Source organism: Variovorax sp. P4_B11 (assembly GCF_056402355.1).
On sequence record NZ_JBFUHO010000155.1, the window covers coordinates 1 to 1,313 of the forward strand.

Here is a 1,313-nt window from a genome sequence, read left to right on the forward strand (position 1 = left end):
CGCCTGCGGCGACCGCTGCTGCAGCCGCGCCGGCCGCCCCCGCGGCTGCCGCACCGGCGCAGGCCGCCGCATCCTCCGGCGGCATCGACGAAGCCGCCTTCGCGCTCGCCTACGCCGGCCCGGCGGTGCGCAAGCTGGCACGCGAACTCGGCGTCGATCTCGGCAAGCTCAAGGGCACCGGCGACCACGGCCGCATCGTGCGCGCCGACGTCGAGGCCTTCGCGAAGGGTGGCGATGCAGCCGCTGCACCGACCGCCGGCAAGGCCGCTGCGGCGCCCTCCGGCGGCGGCATCGACCTGCTGCCCTGGCCCAAGGTCGACTTCGCCAAGTTCGGCCCGACCGAGCGAAAGGAACTGTCGCGCATCAAGAAGATCAGCGCAGCCAACCTGCACCGCAACTGGGTCGTCATTCCGCATGTCACGACCCACGACGAGGCCGACATCACCGAGCTCGAACCCTTCCGCGTGCAGATGAACAAGGAGCTGGAAAAGTCGGGCGTGAAGATCAGCATGCTGCCCTTCATGATGAAGGCGGCCGTGGCGGCGCTGAAGAAGTTTCCGGAGTTCAACGCCAGCCTCGACGGCGAGGCGCTGGTGCTCAAGAACTACTGGCACATCGGCTTCGCGGCCGACACGCCCAACGGGCTCATGGTGCCGGTGATCCGCGACGCCGACCAGAAGACCGTGCCCGAGATCGCCAGGGAGATGGGCGAGCTCGCCAAGCTCGCGCGCGACGGCAAGCTCAAGCCCGACCAGATGTCGGGCGGCACCTTCACCATCAGCTCGCTCGGCGGCATCGGCGGCATCTACTTCACGCCGATCATCAACGCGCCCGAGGTCGCCATCATGGGCGTGTGCAAGAGCTACTGGAAGCAGCACTCCGCGGACGGCAAGACCTACACCTCGCGCCTCACGCTGCCGCTGTCCCTGTCCTGGGACCACCGCGTGATCGACGGCGCCGCCGCCGCGCGCTTCAACGTCTATTTCGCCAACGTGCTCGCCGACCTGCGGCGCGTGCTGTTCTGAAGGAAGCTCCCAAATGGCACACAGGGTGGAAGTCAAGGTCCCCGACATCGGCGACTTCAAGGATGTCGCGATCATCGAGCTGCTGGTCAAGCCCGGCGAAGTCATCGCGGTCGATACCGGCCTCGTCATGGTGGAGTCCGACAAGGCCTCGATGGAGATTCCGTCGAGCCATGCGGGCACGGTGAAGGAGCTCAAGGTCGCGCTCGGCGACAAGGTCAGCGAAGGCTCGGTGATCCTGGTGATCGAGACGTCGGCGGCAGCGCCGGCCGCGGCGCCGGCCCCGGCGCC

The 1,313-nt window shown here is 68.2% G+C and carries 2 protein-coding genes; both read left to right on the plus strand.

Translation table 11 applies throughout. The features are described from left to right. Positions 1 to 1,025: 2-oxo acid dehydrogenase subunit E2 (locus AC1DYD_RS41365; RefSeq protein WP_478178490.1), on the plus strand; the 1,025-nt coding region annotated here is incomplete at its 5' end. Between the two features lie 13 nt (positions 1,026 to 1,038). Continuing rightward, positions 1,039 to 1,313, plus strand: a 275-nt coding sequence (locus AC1DYD_RS41370; protein WP_478178491.1) for a biotin/lipoyl-containing protein, incomplete at its 3' end; no start/stop codon positions are given.